Raw genomic sequence first — 16,544 nt, 5'->3', positions numbered from 1 at the left:
GCCGGCCAGCGCCGGGCCGCGGTGCCCACGCCGCGGCAGACCGCGTCCCAGGTGGCGTCGGCGCCTTCTCCGGCGGCGGTGACCAGACCGAGGCCGGTGACGGCGACGGGCCTGCTCATTCGGAGGTCACCGTCCCCGTGCTCCCCGTACGCAGCGCGTCGAGGTGATCGGCGACCTGGGCGACGGTCGTGCCCCGGGAGGCGTACTCGCTGTCGATCCTCACGCCGAGCCGTTCGTGGAGGATGAGCGCCAGTCCCGTCAGGGCCAGCGAGTCCAGGTCCAGTTGCTCCAGCGTGAGTCCGGGCTGGATCTCCTCCTCCGGGACACGGAAGGCGCTGGTCAGGATGGAACGGGCGGCGTCGTGGGTTTCCGTCACGGCGTCTCGTCGCGGTCTTTCGGTGCGGGCGCGGTGAGCCGGGTGAGTTCCGCGATCCCGGCCTCGAATCCGATCGGCGGTGCGAAGCCCAGGTCGCGGCGGGCCGCGGTGAGGTCGAAGTGGTGCGGATGCAGCAGTTCCGCGACCAGGAAGCGGCTCAGGGCGTGGGTGCGGGGGCTGCGGACCGTGCGCAGGAAGGTGTCGCTGACGGTGGCCGCCGCGGTGGCGAGCCGGGGCGGTACGGCGCACCAGCGGGCGTCGATGCCGGCGGCCCGCAGGAACTGCTCGGTGATCTCCCTCAGGGGGCGCGGGTCGTCCTGGCTGATGAAGTAGGCACGGCCGCCCACCGCCGGTGTCTGCCGCAGGCGGTCCAGGGCGAGCAGGTGCGCGTGGGCGGCGGTACGGACGTGGGTGGTGTCGACGAGATTGCCGCCGTCGCCGGGCATCAGCAGCCGGCCGGCCCGCACGGCGCGTGCGAGGGCGGGGGCGAAGTGGGGGTCGCCCGGCCCCCAGATGATGTGCGGGCGCAGGGAGGCGGTGGCGAGCTCGGGGCCGTGCGCGGCCAGTACCAGGGCCTCGGCGCGGGCCTTGGTGGCGGGGTAGGCGGTCAGGTGGCAGAGGGCGGGGGGAAGGTCCTCGGTGACGTCTTCCAGGCCGCCGGGCCGGAAGGCGACACTGGCGGTCGAGGTGTAGAGGAGCGTGCGTACGCCGTGGGCACGGCATTGCCCGATCACGTGGCGGGTGCCGACGACGTTGGTGGACCAGTAGGGGCGCGGTGGGCCGCTGACGCCGGCCAGCGCGGCGTTGTGGATGACGGCGTCGCACCCGGCGACGGCGCGGGAGACCGCGTCGGCGTCGGCGAGATCGCCCAGGTGCTGGTGGACGCCCAGCTGTTCCAGCGCGTTGCTGGGGCGGCGGCCCAAAGAGGAGACGACGATCCCGCGGGCGCTCAGCCGGCGGCAGATCTCCCGCCCGAGGAAGCCGCTTCCCCCGGTGACCAGTACCTTCACCGGAGCCTCCCGCGCAGCCGCCCGGCGGCCCAGCCGGCCAGTCGCAGACGGTCGATCTTGGAGTTGTGCCGGGGGTCGGTGGGGAAGCCGCGGTGCAGCAGCACGGCGCCGACGCGGTGCGCGTCCGGGTGATCGCTCAGGGCAGCGCGTACGGCTGCCAGGGCGGTGGCGCGGGGGGTGGCGCGCAGGGGTTCCACGCACAGGACGGGCAGCTGGCACAGGGCCGTGCCGACCCCGACGAGCGCGGTGCGCCGGATGCCGGGCGCGGTGTCCGCCGTGGCCTCGAGGTCCTCGGTGGTCAGCGTGAAGCCGGTGCCGGTGACCAGGTGGGCCTTGCGGCCGAGGAACCACAGCCGGCCCCGGTCGTCGAGCCGTCCGAGGTCTCCGGTGCGGTGCAGCACGCCGTGGTCGGTGACGCTCTTGGTGGCGGCTTCGGCGTCGGGGCGCGCGTGGTAGGCGGGACTCACGGTGGGGCCGGTGACGGCGATCTCGCCGAGTCCGGTGGTGTCGGCGTCCAGGATCCGGGCGCGGATGCCGGGCAGCGGCCGGCCCAGGCAGGTCCCGGCGTGCCCGGCGGGTGGCCGGCTGCGGGCGGCCCGCAGGTCGTGGTCGCCGATCGCGGAGACGGGCAGACACTCCGTGGCGCCGTAGACACTGAGGATCTCGGCGTCGTCCGGGACGACGGTGCGCAGGGCGTCGGCGAGGCGGACGCGCAGCGGGGCGCCGAAGGAGAGGATCTGCCGGACCGCCGGCAGGGTGACGCGGTGGCGGGCGCAGTGGCCGGCGATCAGGGCGAGAACGGCGGGAGACGCCAGGATTGTGGTGACGCGGTGCCTCAGGATCGGCCCGACGAGTTCCCCGGGCGGGGTGCGGGCCGGAGCGAGATGGTTCACGGCCGGGACGACGGTGGCCGGCCCCAGCAGCGGGCCGAGCAGCGCGACGGGCAGGAATCCGGCGAGGAGTACGTCGTCGGGGCGCGGGTCCAGCAGGGCCGTCAGCGCGTCGAGCTGCCCGGTCAGCGTGGCGTGGCGGTACTCCGCGCCCTTGGGCCGCCCGGTGGAGCCGGAGGTGAAGGCGATCATGGCCAGCTCGTCGCCGTCGCGCTCCCGGGTCCGGAGCGACGGGCCGCCGCGGGCAGGCTCCCGCGGGGTCAGCCGCCGCCCCAGCGGGCGCGGAGCGACGGCGGTGACCAGGGGAATCCGGACGTGTGGCCGGCCCCACCCCAGGACGCGGCGTCCGAGGTGGGCCAGGGGTTCGCCGATGAAGACGTCCGGGGCGACGTCCCGCAGGCAGCGGCCCACCTCGGCGCGCGGTTCGATCAGGACCGGGACGGCGCCGAGGGCACCGAGGGCGTACGAGAGGGTGGTCAGGTCGTAGGCGTCGCGCGTCATCACGACCGCTTTGTGGCCGGGCCGCACACCGGCGTCGTGCAGGGCCTGCGCGATGGCGAGGCAGTCCCGCACCAGCTCGCCGCGGCTGGTCGTCCGGGAGGCGCCCTTGCGGCACCGGACGAGAGCGGTCGCGTCGGGCCGGTCGCCCAGGTGGGCGGCGAAACCGGGAACGGACATGGTCATGCGGCCCCCTGGAGGAAGTCACGGACGCGGTCGCCCAGTTCGGCGGCGGCGTCCTCCATCACGAAGTGCCCGGCCTCGGGGAAGCGGTGCACGGCGGCATGGGGGAAGCGGCGGACCCACTCCTCCAGCAGTACCGGGGTGAAGACGGGATCGCGCATGCCCCAGCCGATGAGCAGGGGCAGTTCCGACAGGCCTGGCCCGGCGGCGGGGGGTTCGAGCAGTCGCCATGCCGGGTCCGTGAGGTCACGGGGGATCGCCCGGACGGCGTCGATGACCGCCCGGCGTTCCGCGCGGCGGGCGTACGGCCCGAGGCAGGCCCTGCGTTCGGCCGGTGGCAGTGGGTGGTGGACCCCGGCGCGCAGGGCGACGCGGGCGAACGCGTTGGTGAGGTGGACGAGTTCGGCGACCGGCCGGTGGTCGCGGATCCAGCGCAGGTAGAACGGCAGCCGGAAGCCGTCCGGGAAGGGAAACGCCACGGTGTTGCAGACGACCAGCCGGGCCACCGCACCCGGGTGCCGCAGGGCCCAGGCGGCGCCGAGCGGGCCGCCCCAGTCGTGCAGGACGAGCGTCCAGCCGCGCTCGGGCAGACCCTCGTCGCGCACCAGATGACGGTGGAGGATGTCCAGCCCTTCCAGCTGGGCCTCGTAGGGATCGGGAACCCCGTCCGCCGGCCGCAGGTGCCGGGACAGCCCGAAACCGGGCAGGTCGGGTGCCAGGCAGCGGGCGTGCGGGGAGAGCCGGTGCAGCAGCTTGCGCCAGACGTAGCTCCACGACGGGTTGCCGTGCAGGAAGAGCACCGGTTGTCCGGAGCCGAGGTCGAGGTAGTGCTGTCCGGTGGCCGGCACGCGCCGCCAGTGACGGGGGGCGGGGTAGCCCGGCAACAACTGTCGCGGTGCGGCGGCTTGCGAAACCGGGTCCGGGAAGCGGGCTGCTCGTGCGCTCACCATCGGACGAGAGCCAGGCCGAAGCTGAAGCCGCTGGCCAGGCCGATCATCGTCACCAGGTCCCCGCTCTCGATGCGGTCGGTCTCCCGCGCCTTGACGAGCTGCAGCGGGAGGGAGGCCGCCGCGCAGTTCCCGTGCTCGGCCACCGCGGGCATGCACCGGTCCTCGGGCAGGGAGAGCAGGTCGAGCATCTCGCGGTACTGGGGCATGGCGATCTGGTGGAAGGCGACGAAGGCACTGCTGGAGACCGCCTCGAGCTCCCTCCCGGCGGTGGCCAGGATCCGGGGAAGCGCGTCGAGCGCGCCCTGGCGCAGGTCCCCGTTCAGGCGCAGTGTGGTGTGGTCGTCGTGCACGGAGAGGTGGTGCATGCTTCCCCCGCCGGCCACGGTGCAGGCCTCCCACGCGTCGGAGTTGCTGACGAACCGCAGGGCCAGGACACCGGGGTCGTGTTCGCCCGCGGGGCCGGCGGTGAGCAGCATCGCCGCGCCGGCGTCCGATGCCGTGTAGCCGGGCAGGGCCCTCAGGAGGGCCTGGCGGTCGGGTGCGTGCCAGCGGGTGGCCAGGGTCGCGGGTTCGCCGCAGGCGATGAGGACCGTGCGGTAGCGGCCGGACTCGATGAACGAGGTGGCCACCTCCATGGCGTTGAGGACGCTGTTGCAGGCGTTCTTGACGTCGAACACCGGGCAGGACGCGCCCAGTTTCGCGGCCACGAGGTGGGACGTGGCGGGTTCGATCAGGTCCAGCGCGGTCGAGGCGAACAGCAGCAGATCGACGTCGCCGATCTCCAGTTCCGTCTCGGCGAGCGCCTTGCGCGCGGCTGCCACGGCGAGGTCGGAGGCGTTCTCGCCGTCCTCGTGCACATGGACTCCGCGGACCCCGGTGAGGTCCTCCAGCAAACCGGGCGGTGGCGCGTACCCGCCGGTCCCGGCGATCTTCGTGCGGATTTCGTCCATGGTCCGGTAGCGGGAGGGCAGATGAACGGAGACGGCGGCGATACGGGCACGGAAGGCTTCGGGCACCGCGTCACCGTAGCCGCACCCTTCATGTCGCCGGACCGAAAAGCCCTTTGTACGGCTATCTTCACTACAACGAGTGGTTAGCACCGGCTTTCTCGCACCCCGCTTCTGTTCGCTCGACTACCAATTGCCTGCAATCGGCGTGAGATTGCGGGGACTTGGCATGCATCAGCTCGAGCGGGCCGTGGCGGTGGTGGGGGTCGGCTGCCGGCTTCCCGGAGGGATCACGGATCTGGACGGACTGTGGTCCGTACTGCGCGACGGGCGGGACGTGGTCGGCGAGATGCCCGCCGACCGGTTCCCCCGGGACAGAACGGTCGACCCGGGAGCCGTGCGTCCCGGCCGCAGTTACACCGCCGCCGGCGGGTTCCTCACGGACGTCGCCTCGTTCGACGCCGCCTACTTCGGCATGTCGCCCGCGGAGGCCCGGCACATCGACCCGCAGCAGCGGCTGCTGCTGGAGATGGCCGCCGAGGCCCTGGACGACGCAGCCCTGCCCGCCGAGTCCCTGGCCGGCTCGGACACCTGCGTGTACGTGGGCGTCTCCGACCCCGGATACGGGGTGACCCTCTCGATGATGCAGGACCACACGAGTCCGCACACCATGCCCGGCGCCACGCTGTCCATCACGGCGAACCGGCTGTCGTACGCCTTCGACCTGCGCGGGCCGAGCATGGCCGTGGACACGGCCTGTTCCTCCGCCCTGGTCGCCGTGGACCGGGCCTGCCGCACCCTGCGGGAGGGCGCCTGCCGGGTCGCCCTGGCCGGCGCCGTCAACGTGCTGTCCACCCCCTACCCCTTCGCCGGGTTCTCGTACGCGGGCATGCTGTCCCGGCGCGGACGCTGTGCGGCGTTCTCCGCCGACGCCGACGGTTTCGTCCGCGCGGAGGGCGGCGCGGTGCTCGTCCTCAAACGCCTCAGTGACGCGGTGGCCGACCAGGACCGCGTCCACGCCGTGCTCGCCGCCACCGGCAACAACACCGACGGCCGCAGCACCGGCATGGTCGTGCCCAGCGCCGAGACGCAGGAGGCGCTGCTGCACGCGGTCTACGCGGAGGCCGGGATCGACGCGGACGACCTGGTGTACGCCGAGGCCCACGGCACCGGCACCCAGGTCGGGGACCCGGCGGAGGCCGAGGCCATCGGCAGGGCGCTGGGCCGTCGCCGCCGCGGTGGTCCGCTGCCGATCGGCTCGGTGAAGACGAACCTCGGTCATCTGGAGCCCGCCTCCGGGATGGCGGGGCTGCTCAAGGCGATTCTGGTGCTGCGTCATCACACGGTGCCCGCGTCCCTGCACGCCCTTCCCCTCAACCCCGCGATCGACTTCGACGGCCTCGGACTGGCCCCCGCCGTCGAACCCGTCCCCCTGACGTTGGGGGAACGGTCCGCCGTGGGCGTGTCCTCCTTCGGTTTCGGCGGAGCCAACGCCCACGCCGTCGTCACCCTGCCGCCCGCCGCCCGGCAGAGCGGACCGCGGCCCGCGCCGGACGGGCGTCCACTGCCGCTGGTCGTCTCCGCCCGGTCCCCCAAGGCACTGAAGCAGATGGCCGCCCGCATGGCGGAGCGGCTGCGGCAGACCCGCCCCGATGAGTTCTACGACCTGGCGCACACCAGCACCGTGCGGCGCACCGCGCACCCGTACCGCGCCGCCGTGCTGGCCGCCGACCCGCGGGACGCCGCCGGGGAGCTGGACCGGCTGGTGGCCGCCGAGCCCGCCCGCGGGGCGCTCGTGCGCACGAGCGAGCGGGACGGCACCGCGTTCGTGTACTCCGGCAACGCCTCCCAGTGGCCGGGCATGGCCGCGGACCTCCTGGAGCGCGAACCGGCCTTCCGGGGGGCCGTCGAAGAGGCCGACGCGGCCCTGGCACGCCACCTGGGCTGGTCGGTGGCGAAGGAACTGGCCCGCCCCTCCCCCCGGACCTGGCAGCGCACGGAGATCGCCCAACCGCTCCTGTTCGCCGTCCAGGTGGGCCTGACCGCACTGCTGGCCTCGCACGGCGTGCGTCCGCGGGCGGTGGCCGGCCACAGCGTCGGAGAGGTCGCCGCCGCCCACGCCGCCGGCGTCCTGACCCTGGACCAGGCGGCCCTGGTGATCGCCGAACGCAGCCGTACCCAGGGGCTCACGGCGGGCCGGGGCCGCATGGCCGCCGTGGGCCTGCCGGAGGAACGGGCCCGGGAGGAACTCCTGCGCCACGGCGGCACCCTGGAGATCGCGGGAATCAACAGCGAGCGCGACGTGACCGTCGCCGGTGACGCCGACGAACTGGCATCCTGGGGCACGGAGTTGCACAGTCGCGACGTCTTCTTCCGCGAGCTGGACCTGGACTACGCCTTCCACAGCCGTGCCATGGACCCCATCAGGGAGCCGCTGCTCGACGCACTGGACGGGCTCGCCCCCGCCCCGGCCCGGATTCCCTTCGTCTCCACCGTCACCGGCACCCCGCTGAGCGGACCGGAACTCGACGCCGGCTACTGGTGGCGCAACGTCCGCGAACCCGTCCGGTTCGCCGAGGCCGCCGCCCACCTCACCGCCGAGCACGCCGACGTCCTGGTGGAGATCGGCCCGCACCCGGTGCTGCGCTCCTATCTGCGCCGCACCGGCGCCACCTGCGTGGCCACCCTGCACCGTGACGGGGACGGCGTACGCGAGACCGCGGCGGCCGTCGCCGCCGTGCTCGCCGCCGACGCCGGGACCGACTGGCGACGGCACTTCCCCCGCCCGGGCCGTGTGGTCGACCTGCCCGCCTACGCGTGGCAGCACGAACGGTACTGGCACGGCTCCCCGCAGGACCTGGTCATCAGGGCCACCGGCAGCGGCATGCTGGACCATCCCCTGGTGGGCGAACGGATGCCCGCCCCGCACCCCGTGTGGCACGGCGCCGTCGAGCCGCAGCTGGTGCCCTGGCTGGGCGACCACCGGATCGGCGACGACGTGCTCATGCCGGCGGCCGCCTACGTGGAGATCGCGTTGAGCGCCGGCCGGCGGGCGCTGGACCGCCCGGTCGAGGTGCGGCATCTGGAGATCGGCCGTCCGCTGTCCGTGCCGTGGCCGGATCCGACTCCGGTCGCCCTGCAGACCGCGGTCACCCCGGACGACGGCTACCTGACCGTCAGCGTCCGCGAGGAACACGGCGGGGAGTGCCGGCCCGTCGTGCGCGCCCAGGTCCGCACCCTGCTCGGCACGGCACCGCCCCCGCTCGACGTCGGCGCACTCCGGGCCCGCTGCCACCGGGGCATCGACGGCCCGGACTTCTACCGGGCGTGCCACGACATCGGCCTGAACTGCGGGCCGGCCTTCCAGCTCATCGACCGCGTCGACGCCGGCGACGAAGAGGCACTCGTCTCCTACCGGCTGCCGCACGCCGCCGACGCCTACACCGCCCATCCGGTCCTGCTCGACGCGCCGCTCCAGGCCACCGTGGCGCTCGCCGGGCCGGAGGCGGACTCCGCCGCCTTCCTGCCGACCGTGTTCGGGTCCGTACGCGTGTGGCGCACCCCCTCGCCCACCGGTGTCGTGCATCTGCGCCGGCGCAGCCGCAGCGTCAACGAGATCTGCTGGGACATCACCTACGCCGACGCGGACGGCACCGTCACCGCCGAGATCGACGGCTGCCGCACCCGCCGCGGACACCTGACCGAGCACACCCCGCTGACCGTCCAGCGCACCGTTATGCGGGCGGCGCCGCACCCGGACACGCCCGCCGCGCCGTCTCCGCTTCCCACGCCCGCCGAGGTGGCACGCGTGGCCGAGCCGCGCGTCAGTGCCGCCCGCGCCGCACTGCGCGACAGCGGCCACGACAGGTTCGTGTCCGCCGCCGAACGGGCCGGCGCCCACTGCTGGGCCGAGACGCTGAGCGGTCTCCTGGCCGACCCCGCCGTCCCCTTCTCGACGGCCGATCTGGTGGCCGGGGGCATGCAGCCCCGGCACCGGCGGCTGGCCCGGCTGATGCTGCCCCTGCTGGCCGAACACGGGCTCGTCCAGCCGGCCGGGGAGACCTGGCAGCTCACCGGCGTCGAGACCGGGTCCGAGGAACTGCTGCGCGGCCTCGTGGAGGACCATCCCGCGTTCGGCGCCGAGACACTGCTCCTCAACCGCCACCTGCGCCGTCTGCCCGACGTGGTGCGGGGACTGGCCGACGCGCGCGACCTCCTGCCCGCCGGGGACAGCGCGTACGAGCAGCTCGGCGAAACCGGACCGGCCCACCGCTTCGCCCACCGTGCCGCGCAGGCACTGCTCGCCGACATCGTCGCCCGCTGGCCCGCCGACCGCCCGCTGCGCGTCCTGGAGATCGGGGCGACCACCACCGCTCTGACGGCCGCGGCACTGCCCGTACTCCCGGCCGACCGGACCCGGTACACCTGCACCGCCCCCACCGGCAGCGGGCTCACCCGCGCCGAACACCGCTTCGCCGCCCATGACTTCGTCGACTACCGCGCCCTGGACCCGGACACCGGCCTGGTGGACCAGGGCATGCCCCGGGGTGGCTTCGACCTCGTCCTCGCGGGCGACGCGCTGCACGCCACCACCGATCTGGCCATGACCCTGCGCCGGCTGCACGCCGTGCTGGCCCCCGGCGGACATCTGCTGGCCGTCGAACCGCACCGCTCCCGGTTCCAGGCCCTGCGGTCCGGGGCCCTGGACGACTTCTGGGAGCGCGGCGACCACGACCTGCGCCCCACCTGCCGTGTCCTGCCCCGCGACCGGTGGGCACCGTTGCTTCGACAGTGCGGTTTCTCCGGTGTGGCGCAGACCGGGCCCGAGGACCGTTCCGTCCTCCTCGCCGCGGCCGACCACCACCACGCCGCGGGCCACGAAGCACCGCGAGCGGCGCCCGCCGCCCCCTGGGTGATCGCCGTCGAGGACGACACGGAGACGGCGACCGCACGGGCCCTGGCCGCCCGCCTCGGGAAGGCCACCGTGATCACCGCCGGTGACGATGCCGCCGTCTGGAGCGGGGCCCTGCCGGAGGACTCCGATCCGCACGTCGTCCTGCTGCTCGCCGAAGCCGGGCCGCACGAGGCCGTCACGCGAACCACCCGCCGCGCGGCCCTCCTGCGCGCCCTGGCCGCCGCCTGCGACGGCCTCAAGGGGGGCACGAGTCCACAGGTATGGCTCGTCACGCGTCCGACCGGTCTCCTCCCGGCCCCGGAGCAGCCTTCCCACCCGGTCGACGCGGCCGTCTGGGCGGCCTGCCGCACCCTCGCCAACGAGCGTCCCGACCTGTGCGTGAGGCGTCTGTCGTGCCACCGCACCGGTGACGCGGACACCGACGCCCGCCGCCTGGCCGGAGAGTTCCTCGCTCCCGGCGGTGACGACCGCAGCGGCCAGGAGGACGAGATCGTCCTGACCGCGCAGGGCCGGTTCGTGCCCCGGCAGGTCCAGCACCCGGCTGCCGAGTCCCCGGCCGCACCCGCCCGCACGCCGTTCATCCTGGAGGCCCGTGACCCGGGCCTGCACCGGCGGCTGGTCTGGCGTCAGACAGAGCTTCCCGAGCCCGGGCCGGGCGAAGTGGCCGTCGAGATGCGGGCGGTGGCCCTGAACTACCGCGACCCCATGCGAGCCAACGGTCTGCTACCGCCCGAAGCGGTCGAGAACAGCCCCCTCGGTCGCGGGCTGGGCACCGACGGAGCCGGCGTCGTACAGGCCGTGGGGCCCGGGGTGGAGGACCTGAAGCCCGGCGACCGGGTCTTCGGCCTCATGCCCGCCGCCCTCGCCTCCCACACGACGACTCCCGCCGCCGCGGTCGTCCGTGTTCCCGACGGGATGGGCTTCGCGGAGGCCGCGACCTTCCCCGTCGCCTTCCTGACCGTCCACCACACCCTGGTCCATCAGGCTCGGCTCTCCGCCGGGGAGACCGTGCTCGTCCACGGCGGAGCCGGAGCGGTCGGCCTGGCCGTCCTCCAGTGCGCCCGTCGGCAGGGCGCCCGCGTCATCGCCACCGCCGGCACGGAGACCAAGCGGGACCTGCTGCGCACGCTCGGCGCCGAGCACGTGCTCGACTCCCGCAGCCTGGACTTCGTCCCCCGGGTACGGGAGCTGACCGGCGGCCGGGGCGTGGACGTCGTGGTGAACTCCCTCAGCGGCGAGGCCATCGCGCAGGGCCTCGACCTCCTGCGCCCCAACGGCCGCTTCGTCGAACTCGGCAAGCGGGACATCTTCCTCAACAACCCGATTCCGCTGCGCCCCTTCGACCGCAGTCTCACCTTCATCGGCTTCAACCTCGACGCCGTCGTCGACTCCCCCGCCCTGCGCTCCCGTCTCCTGGCGGACTTCGGCGAACTGGTCGCCTCCGACGCCTACCGTCCCCTGCCCCACACGGTCCATCCGGCCGCCCGGGCCGACGAGGCCTTCCACCTCCTGCAGCACTCCCGGCACACCGGAAAGGTCGTCATCACCTTCGACCCGCTGGACGAACCCGTCCCCGTGGAGCCCGCCCCCGGCACCGTCCGGCTCGACGGGGACGGCACCTACCTGATCACCGGAGGACTGAGCGGCCTCGGCGCCGCCACCGCCCGTCGGCTGGCCGACCACGGAGTCCGGCACCTGGCCCTCCTCTCCCGCCGCGGACCCGACGCCCCCGAGGCACCGGCCCTCCTCCAGGAACTCGCCGACCGCGGCGTCCACGCCACCGCCCATGCCGCCGACGTCACCGACGAAGCCGCGCTGAGCCAGGTCATCGACGCCGTGGACGCCACCGGGCACCGCTTGTGCGGCATCGTGCACGCGGCGATGCACATGGACGACGCGGTGCTGTCCGACGTCACCGACGAGCGATTCGCCGCCGTACTGGCGCCCAAGGCGGCGGGCGCCACTCTGCTGGACCGTCTCACCGCCGACCGCGGTCTGGACCTGTTCCTCGCCTACTCCTCCGTCTCCGCCACCATCGGCAACCCCGGCCAGGCCGCCTACGCGGCGGCCAACGCCTACCTGGAGGCGCTCGCCCGGGCCCGGCGAAACGCCGGTAAACCGGGCACGGCACTGGCCTGGGGCCCGATCGGTGAGACCGGCTATGTCGCCCGCAGCGGTATGGAAGCCGCCATGACCGAGCGCGGCCTCGAACTCCTCACTCCCGCCGAGACCCTGACCATCGCCGGCCGTCTGCTGGCCACCGGTACCGACGTCGCCGGAGCGGGCCGCTACCGCTGGGGGGCCGCCCGCCACCTGCTGCCGGCCCTGGCCACGCCCCGCTTCGCCCGCTTGGCCTCGTGGGGCTCCGTCGCCTCCCCGGACGCCCGCAAGGACCTGCTCCGGACGCTGGCCGGGCTTCCGTCGGACGAGGCACGGCACAGGATCGTCGAGACGCTCGCCCAGCTTCTCGCGGGTGTCCTGCAGACTGATCCGGCCGACATGGACCCCACGCGCAGTGTCACCGACTTCGGACTGGACTCGCTGCTCGGCATGCAGTTCCTGGTCCAGGCAAGGGATCTCTTCGACATCCGGCTGGCCCCGGCCGACCTGGCAACCGGCCGCACCCTGGCCCACTTCGCGCAGCTGATCCATCAGCGGCTGGGCCTGGACCCCGCCGAGCAGGAGTAGACCGACATGAACGCCCGCTGTGCCGAAGTCCCGGTACAGCGGGCCGGAGCGGCCGGGAGGGCCGGCCTGCGACCTGCTGCCGTGGCGCCGGGAACCCGTCCGAGCCGGCACACGGGCGCCACCCGGCGGCCATGCTGCCCGGGTGCGGATCCTCAGCGGGCCGCGAGCACGGCAGCGACTCCTTCGTGCTGCTGCTGAAGGTGATCGACTCGCAGGCGTACGGCCCGGACGTCGTCGAGCTCGTCGGGGACGTGACCCGGGCGGCGACGAGCCCCCTGCCGGCACCGGCGCCCACACCCCGCGACTCCCACCGGGCCCGAGCCCGGTGCGCAGCTGACCTTCTCCTCACCCGCGGACGGCCCGTCGTGGCGTCCGATCCGCCGCGCGGCGCGAGCAGTGATCTCCGGCTGCACCCCGCGTATGCCCCTGTACGGTCGCGTGCGTCCGTCCTGACCACCGCAACGTATCGACACAAGCGGCAGGCACACCTACGACACGCACCTTTCGGGCATTAGCCCTATTTACGGCGTTCGCGGGGCCGGGGTTCACGCCTCCGCGACTTCGCCGTACAGCTGCGAGAGCTCGGGCACGCCGTCCTCCGCCCACGCGTGGCCGGACGCCACCACGTCGAACTCCCGGCCGGAGGCCAGGCGGACGACGGGCTGCCCGTCGGACCGGATGGACCAGGCGGCACCGGGCACGGTGCGCACGATCACGGTGCCGAGGTACAGACCGGCGTCGTTGCCGAGCCAGGCAAGGATCTCCTCGTCGCTCCGCCAGCGCGGCAGCATCTGGTCGAGCTGCTCCAGCGAGAGCTCGGAGTCGTCGAGCCGGACACCCTCCCGCACGGCCTGCGAGCGCAGCAGGTCGCAGTCGGCGAGCAGGTCACCGATGCCTTCGGCGTCGTGAGCCCGGGTGTCCTCGCGCCGCCTGCCCAGGAAGGGGAAGTTCATACCTACAGACTGTCATTCATACCGCCATGTGCACCACAGGGCACGCGGGGGAGCCGGGAGCCGGGGTGCCTACACGTCCAGGTCGACGACGACCGGCGCGTGGTCCGAGGCACCCTTGCCCTTGCGCTCCTCGCGGTCGACGTAGGAGTCGGTGACCGCCTTGGCGAAGGGCTCGTTGCCGTACACCAGGTCGATGCGCATGCCGCGGTTCTTGGGGAAGCAGAGCTGGCGGTAGTCCCAGTAGGTGTAGGGGTGGTCGTACTTCAGCGGGCGCGGGACCACGTCGGACAGTCCGGCGCCGCGCAGGGAGGCGAGGGCGGCACGCTCGGCGGGGGTGACGTGGGTGGAGTCGTCGAAGGCTGCGCGGTCGTAGACGTCGTCGTCCGTCGGGGCGACGTTGTAGTCGCCCAGCACCGCGAAGGGGCGGCTGCCGGTCGCGTCGCCCTCGACGGCCGCGCGCAGCGCCTCGAACCACTGGAGCTTGTAGGCGTAGTGAGGGTGCTCGACCTCGCGGCCGTTGGGCACGTACACCGACCAGACGCGGACCGGGCCGCAGGTGGCGGAGATCGCCCGGGGCTCCTGGACGCCGTCGTATCCCGGGTCGCCGGGCAGGCCCTTGACCACGTCCTCGAGGCCCACGCGGGAGAGCACCGCCACGCCGTTCCACCGGCCGGTGGCGTGCACCGCCGCCTCGTAGCCCTTCTCGCGCAGCTCGTCGAAGGGGAACTGCTCCTCGGCGACCTTGGCCTCCTGGAGGCAGAGCACGTCGGTGCCGCTGCTCTCCAGCCAGGCGAGCAGCCTCGGCAGGCGGGCGGTGATCGAGTTCACGTTCCAGGTCGCGATGCGCATGTCCCACAACCTACCCGGCGGCACTGACAACCCGGCCCGGGTCCCCGTCCCGCCGTCGCGACGGGTCGCGCCTCACACCCGGGCGGAGTCCCCGGGGCTCAGGCGCAGGTGCTCCGAGCCGCCCAGTTGTCCGATCTGGCCGTCGTAGATCGGGCGGGCGAGGTCGGCGAGGAGGGCGTCGTGGATGTCGTAGGCGCGCTGTGGCTTCACCTCGCGGACGTAGTCGATGACCTCGGAGATCTTGTTCCACGGCGCCATGACGGGGAGCATCAGTGTCTCGACGGGACGGTCGGGGACGGTGAGGGCGTCGCCGGGGTGGAAGACCTTGCCGCCGTCGACGAGGAAGCCGACGTTGGTGACGCGCGGGAGGTCCGGGTGGATCACCGCGTGCAGCTCGCCGTGCACCTGCACGTCGAATCCGGCGGCGGTGAAGGTGTCACCGTGGCCGACCGTGTGCACGCGGCCGGGGAACGCCGCCGAGATCTTGTCCGCGACGGATTCCAGCGTCCAGATCCCGGCGGCCGGGTTGCTCTCCATCGCGGCACGCAGCCGCAGCTCGTCGAAGTGGTCGGGGTGCTCGTGGGTGACGAGGATGACGTCCGCGCCGAGGGCGGCGTCCTCCTCGCTGAATCCGCCGGGGTCCAGGACGAGCGTCTGCCCGTCCTTTTCGAGGCGGACGCAGGCGTGCGACTTCTTGGTGAGCTTCATGACTCCATCCTGCCGCCGCACACCGGCTCCCGGCTCGGCGGGACTCACTCCGGCGGCGTGGTCTCCTCGCGGATGACCTGCTGCGCCACCCGGAAGGCGCCGCTCGCGGCCGGTACGCCGCAGTAGACGGCCGCCTGCAGCAGTACTTCCTTGATCTCGTCCGGGGTGAGGCCGTTGCGCAGGGCGGCCCGGAGGTGGGGCGCGAGTTCGTCCAGGTGGCCGCCGGCGACGAGGGCGGTGAGGGTGACGCAGCTGCGGGTGCGCCGGTCCAGGCCCGGCCGGTCCCAGACCTCGCCCCACGCGTACCGGGTGAGGAGCTCCTGGAAGTCCCCGGAGAACTCGTCCGCCCGCGCCAGCGCCTGGTCGACGTGCGCGTCGCCGAGCACTTCGCGGCGCACCTTGAGTCCGGCGCCGTACGGGTCGGGCCGCCCCTGCGCCGGTGTCCGCGGCGGTACGACGGCCGGAGCGATCTCGGCGATGGGCGGCGCGGCCTGCGGCGGCGGGGCCGTCGCCGGCTGGGCGGGGGCGGCGGAGACCGCGGGGGCCATGGGGGCGGCGGTGTGGGCGGGCACGGGAACGGCCGGGACGGCGATCTGGCCCGTGGAGGCGTCGTGGGCGGTCTGCCAGGCGGTGCTGAAGTGCCGCACCAGCAGGTCGGTCACGGCTGCGGGCTGCTCGACCGGCACCAGGTGCGACGCGCCGGGCACGACGGCGAGGCGGGCGTCGGTGATGCCGGCGACCAGGGTGCGTGCCTCGGCCGGGCCGGTGACCTGGTCGTCGGAGCCGACGAGGACGAGAGTCGGGGCGCCCACGCGGCCGAGTTCGCCGCGCACGTCGAAGGCGGCCAGCGCCTCGCAGGCGGCGATGTAGCAGCCGGGGTCGGTGGTGCGCACCATCTGCACGGCCCACTCGGTGATCGCGGGCTGGGCGGCGGCGAACCCTCCGGTGAACCACCTCTCCGGCGAGCTGCGGGCGATGGGGTCGAGCCCGTTGGTCCGGACGATCACCCCACGCTGGCGGAACTCGTCGGCCGTGCCGAACCGCGGTGAGGTGGCGATCAGCGCGAGGGAGGCGAGGCGTTCGGGATGGCGCAGCGCCAGTTCGACACCGACGGCACCGCCGAACGCGCAGCCCGCGTAGCCGAAGCGCTGCACGCCGAGTCCGTCGAGTGTGGCCAGCAACCGTGTGGTGATCTCGGCGACGGAGCCCGCCGGGTGGGCGGGGGCGCCTCCGTGGCCCGGCAGGTCGAAACGGAAGATCCGCCAGTGCTGCGCCAGCTCCGGCACCTGCCGGTCCCACATGTGCCATGTGGTACCCAGTGAGGGACCGAGGATCAGGACAGGTGCGTCTTCTGGCCCGTCAAAGCGGTATTGCAGGGTGTTCGGCGGTGTCTCACTCACGCCCCAGACCCTCTCACGTCTCACGAAATCTCACACAGCCCGGGGAAGCCGGCGGCTCGATGCACCCGCGGCTCGACTCGTCGGGCACTGCCGACGGCCTCGTCGATCGAGGCTGAGCCTCTCAGCGTGTACGCGCGCCCCTGACGCAGCGTGACCTGCTGGCCGCGCTCTCGCTCG

At 73.8% G+C, this 16,544-nt stretch carries 10 protein-coding genes; 1 reads left to right on the top strand and 9 read right to left on the bottom strand.

The genetic code is table 11. From position 1 onward, the window contains the following. Positions 1 to 115: 115 nt before the first annotated feature. The 5 genes from ACH4NX_RS34185 to ACH4NX_RS34165 all read right to left on the bottom strand — a co-directional run bounded on the left by ACH4NX_RS34185 (position 116) and on the right by ACH4NX_RS34165 (position 4,923). Positions 116 to 376 carry an acyl carrier protein gene (locus ACH4NX_RS34185; RefSeq protein WP_351400039.1) on the bottom strand — a complete coding sequence of 87 codons (261 nt, stop codon included), beginning with the start codon at positions 374 to 376 and terminating at the stop codon, positions 116 to 118. After that, positions 373 to 1,386, bottom strand: coding sequence for an NAD-dependent epimerase/dehydratase family protein (locus ACH4NX_RS34180; protein ID WP_351400041.1), 1,014 nt, complete (start codon positions 1,384 to 1,386; stop codon positions 373 to 375). The genes ACH4NX_RS34185 and ACH4NX_RS34180 overlap by 4 nt, the downstream gene beginning before the upstream one ends. Next, on the bottom strand, positions 1,383 to 2,960 hold the full coding sequence (locus tag ACH4NX_RS34175) for an AMP-binding protein (protein WP_351400043.1): 1,578 nt from the start codon (positions 2,958 to 2,960) through the stop codon (positions 1,383 to 1,385). The genes ACH4NX_RS34180 and ACH4NX_RS34175 overlap by 4 nt, the downstream gene beginning before the upstream one ends. After that, on the bottom strand, positions 2,957 to 3,805 hold the full coding sequence (locus ACH4NX_RS34170; RefSeq protein WP_351400045.1) for an alpha/beta fold hydrolase: 849 nt from the start codon (positions 3,803 to 3,805) through the stop codon (positions 2,957 to 2,959). Before ACH4NX_RS34170 ends, ACH4NX_RS34175 begins: the two co-directional genes overlap by 4 nt. Positions 3,806 to 3,900: 95 nt before the next feature. Continuing rightward, positions 3,901 to 4,923, bottom strand: coding sequence for a 3-oxoacyl-ACP synthase III family protein (locus ACH4NX_RS34165; protein WP_398129805.1), 1,023 nt, complete (start codon positions 4,921 to 4,923; stop codon positions 3,901 to 3,903). Positions 4,924 to 5,083: 160 nt separating this feature from the next. Here ACH4NX_RS34165 and ACH4NX_RS34160 point away from each other — a divergent pair, with 160 nt between their 5' ends. After that, positions 5,084 to 12,457 carry an SDR family NAD(P)-dependent oxidoreductase gene (locus tag ACH4NX_RS34160; RefSeq protein ID WP_398129804.1) on the top strand — a complete coding sequence of 2,458 codons (7,374 nt, stop codon included), beginning with the start codon at positions 5,084 to 5,086 and terminating at the stop codon, positions 12,455 to 12,457. Between the two features lie 545 nt (positions 12,458 to 13,002). On the opposite strand, the gene ACH4NX_RS34155 is transcribed toward ACH4NX_RS34160, so the two are convergent. The 4 genes from ACH4NX_RS34155 to ACH4NX_RS34140 all read right to left on the bottom strand — a co-directional run bounded on the left by ACH4NX_RS34155 (position 13,003) and on the right by ACH4NX_RS34140 (position 16,367). Next, positions 13,003 to 13,410 (bottom strand): DUF6278 family protein, encoded by a 408-nt coding sequence (locus ACH4NX_RS34155; protein WP_398129803.1) that lies wholly within the window; start codon positions 13,408 to 13,410, stop codon positions 13,003 to 13,005. Positions 13,411 to 13,479: 69 nt separating this feature from the next. Beyond that, positions 13,480 to 14,259, bottom strand: coding sequence for an exodeoxyribonuclease III (locus ACH4NX_RS34150; RefSeq protein ID WP_398129802.1), 780 nt, complete (start codon positions 14,257 to 14,259; stop codon positions 13,480 to 13,482). 72 nt (positions 14,260 to 14,331) lie between these two features. Next, a complete protein-coding gene (locus tag ACH4NX_RS34145) occupies positions 14,332 to 14,967 on the bottom strand; it encodes an MBL fold metallo-hydrolase (RefSeq protein ID WP_351400056.1) in 636 nt (211 codons plus the stop codon). 44 nt (positions 14,968 to 15,011) lie between these two features. Further along, positions 15,012 to 16,367: an alpha/beta fold hydrolase gene (locus ACH4NX_RS34140; protein WP_351400058.1), complete on the bottom strand. Its 1,356-nt coding sequence runs from the start codon at positions 16,365 to 16,367 to the stop codon at positions 15,012 to 15,014. Positions 16,368 to 16,544: the final 177 nt, after the last annotated feature.

This window comes from Streptomyces sp. NPDC017225, assembly GCF_044331465.1.
In the GTDB taxonomy this organism is placed as follows: domain Bacteria; phylum Actinomycetota; class Actinomycetes; order Streptomycetales; family Streptomycetaceae; genus Streptomyces.
Note: the sequence above shows the minus strand (reverse complement) of the source record. Positions and strands in the feature narration are given on the sequence as shown.

Coding starts and splice junctions, on each gene's coding strand:
- ACH4NX_RS34175 (WP_351400043.1), bottom strand. CDS start 2,960: ATGACCATGTCCGTTCCCGGTTTCGCCGCCCACCTGGGCGACCGGCCC.
- ACH4NX_RS34155 (WP_398129803.1), bottom strand. CDS start 13,410: ATGAACTTCCCCTTCCTGGGCAGGCGGCGCGAGGACACCCGGGCTCAC.
- ACH4NX_RS34160 (WP_398129804.1), top strand. CDS start 5,084: ATGCATCAGCTCGAGCGGGCCGTGGCGGTGGTGGGGGTCGGCTGCCGG.
- ACH4NX_RS34150 (WP_398129802.1), bottom strand. CDS start 14,259: ATGCGCATCGCGACCTGGAACGTGAACTCGATCACCGCCCGCCTGCCG.
- ACH4NX_RS34145 (WP_351400056.1), bottom strand. CDS start 14,967: ATGAAGCTCACCAAGAAGTCGCACGCCTGCGTCCGCCTCGAAAAGGAC.